2 protein-coding genes are annotated in these 6,150 nt (G+C 67.5%); one reads left to right on the top strand and one right to left on the bottom strand.

Translation table 11 applies throughout. The annotated features are described in order from the left end of the window. Positions 1-76 precede the first annotated feature (76 nt). Entirely contained in the window at positions 77-3,562 is a 3,486-nt protein-coding gene (locus tag ABZ646_RS37910; protein ID WP_360529642.1) for a DNRLRE domain-containing protein, read from the bottom strand. Positions 3,563-4,063: 501 nt separating this feature from the next. Here ABZ646_RS37910 and ABZ646_RS37915 point away from each other — a divergent pair. After that, the coding region (locus ABZ646_RS37915; protein WP_360529645.1) for a SpvB/TcaC N-terminal domain-containing protein at positions 4,064-6,150 on the top strand (2,087 nt) is incomplete at its 3' end.

Here is a 6,150-nt window from a genome sequence, read left to right on the forward strand (position 1 = left end):
GTCACCCGTTGTCACGGGTGACAGCGCACCCGATCGTCGGTCGGAGGGGGCCTGGCCCCTGGCCCGTCGGACCAGGTCAGCCGAGGGCCTGCTTGTACGTCCAGCTACCGGAGGCGATCACCGTGGTCGGTGTGCCGATCGCGCTGCGGCCTCCTGGGTAGAAGCGGGCCGAGCCGTCGGCCATGAGTGCCCAGATGTCCGGGATCTTGTCTCCGTTGACGTCCGGTGTGCCACGGATCAGCCGGCTGTCGGAGCGGTACCAGCCGGAAGCCGCGTACTCGCCGTCCGCGCCGCCCGCCGAGGCCGCCGCGGAGGCAAGTGAGCTCAGGTCGACGCCACCGCCGCTGGTGGCCGCTTTGCCGGTGCGGAGCAGGAGGCGGCCGCTGAGATTGGTGCGGTAGAGCAGGTCGGCGACGTTGTCGCCGGTCACGTCCTGGACACTGACGAGATCGCGGTCGGCCCATGCTGACGAGGCGAGTCTGGTGGCGGCCTGGTAGGAGCCGCCTTCGTAGCCCGTGAACACCCAGAGCTGGCCGTCGGTGGTGATGACGAACAGGTCGGGGTTGCCGTCGGCGGTGATGTCACCGGCGGAGACGATCTGGCTGTACGAGGCCGGGTCGGGGGCGGTGGACGGCAGGTAGATCTCCTGGCGCCGGTCGATGTTGACCGCGCCGTAGCCGTCGCCCGGGTAGAGCCAGAGCTTGCCTCCCAGGCGGGCTATGAGGTCCTGGACCCCGTCACCGTGGTAGCTGTCACCGAGGTGGGTGATCAGGGCGTCCTTCCAGTAACCCGTCGGCAGGGGCGAGAACTTCGGCTCGTCCGAGTTGTTGGGGTCCCGGTCGGGGTTGTTGCGGTAGGCGCCCGGCATGGAGATGTGCAGGTCGCCGGTTCCCTTGGTGAGGTCGGTGGTTGCCTCGGAGGGGTAGAGCCGCAGATCGCTGTTGCCGTCGACGACGAACAGGTCGGGCAGCTTGTCGCCGGTGACATCCCCTGGCGCGTCGGTGGTGTCGCGTGGGGTGACGTAGAAGAGGTACTTGCTGGGCTGGGACACGTTACCGGCGTCGTCCACGGCGCGGACGTAGAGCAGGTTGGGTCCGGCCTCCGGCGGCTTCACGCCGCTGACCGTCACGGTGGTGGAGTCGGTGAGCTTGCGGGTGACCGGTGGCTGGTCGTATGAGCCGTTGAAGCCGTACTCGAATCGGACCGCGTCGCTGGAGCTCTTGAAGCTGAAGCTGCCGGCGGTGCCGAACTTCTTGCTGCTCCAGGTGCTGTCGCCGTTGTCGTCGGTGTCGCCGTCGTGGTTGGCGTCGGCGTCCGGGAAGTCGGTCGAGGTGACCTTGGGCGATTGGGGCGGGGTGCCATCGAACGTGAAGCGGCACGGTATGTCGCCCTTGGGGGCGTTGGTCGAGGATGCGCCTCTCTTGTCGATGGAGCGGGCCTGCCAGGAGTAGGTCCTGCCGCTGACGAACTTCGAAGCGGGGATCTCGTCGGTGTGGACGCGAGCCTTGGACCCTCCGCCGTCGCCGACGGAGATGTCGGGGTGGGTGATGGGATGGTCCGCGTCACCAGTGGGCCACAGATCGAAGTGGATCTTCGAGAGGTTGCCGTCGGGGTCGCTCGCACTGGCGTAGAGAGTGATGGCGGTCTTGCCGACGTTGACGTACTTGCCGTCCTTGTCCGCTGTCGTGTCGCAGTACAGGTCCGGGTCCATGTCGAGGTTGGTGGGCTCCTTGGGCGGCCGGTTGTAGTCCAGGTCCACGTACGGGTCGTCACCGCCGTCGGCCTGGAACTTCTTCCACGCGAACTGGTCGCTCTCGTTGTGCGCGCGCAGACCGAGCGTGAGGGTGTCCCAGCCGCCGTCGACGGCCTGGACCGCCGCGTCCTTGACGTCGAAGGACACGTAGTCGTCGGGGCAGCGCGACGACCGGTAGCCGTGGGCCACGTCCTTGGAGTCCAGCTCCTCGTACCACTTCGGCTGATTCGACCACGAGGTGTCGCCGTCGATGGCGCCGGTCCGGTACACCTCGACGACGCGCCCGTCGCAGGACCACGAGTAGGTCTCGCGCGCGTGCAGGGTGGCGCTGTACACCTTGGCGCCCTTCAGCCTGGGATCCCAGTCGATGGTGAAGAAGGAGCGGGAGGTTCCCCAGGTGTCGGATTCGAAGCCGACACGGGCCTCGTGCGTACCGGAGTTGAAGCCCTTGCCGTTGTAGAACTTGGCCTTCGGCCAGAGGCTGTATGCGGTGGTCCAGTCGTTGGTGTGCTTCTCGGCGGAGGGGTCCACGAAGACCGGGTACACGGTGGTGTCGTCGGTGAGCATCTTCTGACTGGGGGTCAATGTCCAGGTGCTGCCGTCCAGGGCGGCGCCGACGAGTGTCCCGTGGGAACCTGGCTCGGGGCCGTTGAGGCCGGGCAGGTCGAGAGTGGTGGCGCTGCCAGTGTGGCTCGGCATCGGTGTCGGCTCGGTGAGCGCGGCCGGTGTGCTGCTGACGCTGTCGGACGGTTCGGGTGCCTCGTCGGTCGCGGGAGGCCGCGTCTCGGGGAACGGATCCGTCCGCTCGCCGTCCGCTGGCGCTGGGGGTTCGTCCGCCGTTGCCGATTCAGTGGGCGAGATGTCCTCGTCCGGCGTTTCGCCGGTCGCGGCGTCGTCGTCCGTCGAGTCGTCCTCGGCCGCGCTGGGTGTCGGCCCGCTGTCCACTGTGCCGTCGGTGACCGCGGAGTGTCCTGCGGAGTCCCACATCAGGGGCGTCGGAGAGATAGCGACGTCCTGGCCGGTCTCGTCCTTCGCGTGGAGGATGCGGCTTTGGGGATCGAGGTCGAACGACAGGTCGGGCGAGGAGACTCCGTAGGCGAGGCGGGTCAGGCGTGGGTCGTCGGCCGCCGCGCGGTTCTTGATCACCAGCAGTTGCGAGAAGCCGCCGTCGTCGGCTGCGAGAACCAGGTCCACGCCGGGGATGATCTCCGGATACAGCGCACGGGAGCCGTCGATCACCGGCTCGGGGATCTGGCCGGGCCAGGTCATGACCATGTCGTGGCCGCCCGTCGACAGGGTCACCAGCGGACTGCCCGCCGTCGGGGCGTCGTCGCCGGTGCCGGCCGCTTTGAGCTCCACCCGGGAGACCTGCGAGCGGGAGCTCCGATCGGACCGGTCACCGTGGCTGCCGGCGGAGAAGACCATCCGCGTGTTGGTCGCCTTCGGAGACCAGCCGTGCTCGGTGCGGGCGAGCGTCGTGTCGATCGACTTCCACGTGCCGTCCACCTTTGCCCGGATCGGGCTGGCGTGGATGCGTCGGTGAAGGGATCCGTCGGGGTCCGCCCAGGTGGTCGAGTACGCGGTGCGCAATGCGGTGGCCTCGACCCGTTTACCGGTCCCGGCGGCTCTCGTGACGGCGTCGGCCTCGCTCGTGGACGGCTGCTTGCCGGTGCGCTCGTGCTGTGTCGGGGCGTGACCCGCGCCGGAATCGTCAAGACCCGCATACGTGAGGCCGCCCACGAGGACGGCGCCAACGGCGGTGACGGCGACAGCCAGGCGCTGTGGTCGGCGGCGCCATGTGATGGACATGTGCAGGAATCCCCCCTCCGCCCCTGGACCGGCACCCTGTCGGCACGGTTCGGCGCGCGGATATCGGGAGCAGATCATGGCCCAGGACCAGCGATACGTCATCACTTTGTCCCCACGGTGGAGCTCGGCGAAGGCGCCCTGCTCCTCCTGCCCATGGCGTGGCCTCAGTCAGGGGGCGGGGGCCATGACCAGCCCTGCCGGATCGGAAATTCCGAATATTGCGTCTGAAGCGGCGTATATGGATGGCGGAGTTGTGGCCTGTGAGGGCGGCAATCGACGGTGATGCGCCATCAGACAGTGAACGTCCCGTGCAGCATGCATTTGTGATGATCGATCAGTAAATGATGCCCGCGGGTATACCTTTCGTTTAATTGACCATGTGACGATCATCACTTGAACTTTGCTGATCTTTTCATCGTTCACATGTCTCCCACAGAATCGGCGCGATCTGATCGAACTGCGGGGGGACTTGCGATGAACCGGCGGACGCCGTGGCGTGGCATGGTCGTGTCAGCTTTGGGCGCGGCCCTGTTGGTGACTCTGCTGCCTGCGCAGGCCTTGGCTGTCCCGCCGGACCCCGATCGCAGCGGGGTCGAGCTGGAGGACCTGCAGCAGGACGCCCTGACGTCCGGAGCCGAACAAGCCGTCTCGCGGACCGGATTGGTTTTCCGGGCACCGGTGCATTCCGAAGAACCGCCGGACGAAACCGTCGTGGCGCCTGTCGGCGGTACCGGTTCGGTCGCCTTCGCCGCGCCGGCCACGACGGCCTCGGCCACGTCGGCCGCCACGACGGCGGCACCATCGTCCGTGACACACGCGTTGTCCGCGGCCGCCGGGACGCAGGCGGGAACGCTGCCCGTCAAACTCGCCCAGGCCGCGGATTCGCCGGCGCCCACGGGCACTTGGCAGGTGAGGCTGTACGACCGGTCCGACGCCCTGGCGAGCGGACTCGACGGCGCCCTGATGACCGTGACCGCCCCGACTACTGGGTCCGTACCCATCGACGTACAGCTGGACTACTCGCAGTTCCAGAACCTCTACGGCGCCGACTGGGCGTCCCGACTGAAGTTCGTGCAGTTCCCCGAGTGCTACTTGAGCACCCCTGATGCAGACGGGTGCAATGCATACCAGGAGCTGGAGACCGCCAACGACTCGGGGGCGAAGACCGTTACGGCGACGGTGGACACTGCCGCCGACGGCACCGTGAGCCAGGCTTCGACGAACGACAGGTCCACCGTCGGTTCGGCGGGCGCCGTCCAGGCCTCGTACGCGCAGCCCGTTGCGGCCACCGGCGACAAGGCTGTGGTCGGAGTCGTCGATTCCGGCGCCGGAGCCAGTGGCACCTTCAAGGCGACTCCGCTTTCCGCGTCGGGCAAGTGGGAGGCGGGCGGCTCGTCGGGAGCGTTCTCCTACTCCTACCCCGTGCAGGTTCCGCCCGCGCCGGCCGGCCCGACGCCGCAGGTCTCGTTCGGCTACAACTCCCAGGCAGTGGACGGAAAGACGGCCGTCGCCTCGCCGCAGGCCTCATGGATCGGCGAGGGCTGGAGCTATGACCCCGGGCATATCGAGCGCCGCTACCGCTCCTGCCAGGACGACACCAAAGACGTCAACGGCCAGACTCCGAACAACACGGCCAAGAAGGACAAGACCTCGGACCTGTGCTGGGCGTCGTACAACGCCGTGATGTCCCTCAACGGCCGTACCACCGAACTGGTCAGGGTCGGCAGCACCAACACCTACCGCCCCCAGAGCGACGACGGCACCCGCGTCGAGCTGCGGACCGACGGAGACAACGAAGACAACGACCACGAGTACTGGATCGTCACCACCACCGACGGCACCAAGTACTACTACGGTCTGAACAAGGTGGGCGGCTCGCACGCCGACACCCACTCCGTCTTCACCGTCCCCGTCTTCGGCAACCACCCCGACGAGCCCTGCCACAAGGACGCCTTCAAGGATTCCAGTTGCTCGCAGGCCTGGCAGTGGGGCCTTGACAAGGTGGTCGACACCAACGGCAACACCATGATCGTCAACTGGCAGCAGGAGACCAACTACTACGCCGCGGACAAGAAGTTCAAGACGCCGGTGAAGTACGTCCGCGGTGGCTACCCGACCAGTATCGAGTACGGACTGCGCCCCGACGCCCTCACCAAGCCCGCTGCGCGGGTCGTGTTCGACGCCCGCGAGCGGTGCCTGGCCAGCGACACCGTCTGCGATCCCGTCAACTTCGACAAGACCAAGGACCCGGCCGCCTACCGGCCGTGGTGGGACAGCCCGGGCAACCTCAACTGCAAGTCCGACTCGAAGATGTGCCCGGCCTTCCCTTCGTTCTGGACCCGCATGCGCCTTGACGCCGTCAGTACCGAGGCGGGACGCCCTGGAGTGAGCGGGCTCGCCACCGTCGACAGGTACGACCTCGACCAGTCCTTCCCGCGTGACTGGTACAACACGTCGCCGAGTCTGTGGCTGAACTCCATCACGCACTACGCCTACGCGCCCGGTGACACCAAGGGCTCCAAGCTGCCCCCGGTCACCTTCTCCGCCTACACCGTGGACGCGGACGACCCGCTCGGCGACTACCTGGC

Source organism: Streptomyces sp. NPDC007162 (genome assembly GCF_040634175.1).
Lineage (GTDB): Bacteria > Actinomycetota > Actinomycetes > Streptomycetales > Streptomycetaceae > Streptomyces.

Bases quoted from the DNA above. Each gene is read 5' to 3' on its own strand.
- ABZ646_RS37910 (WP_360529642.1), bottom strand. From the start codon at position 3,562: ATGTCCATCACATGGCGCCGCCGACCACAGCGCCTGGCTGTCGCCGTC.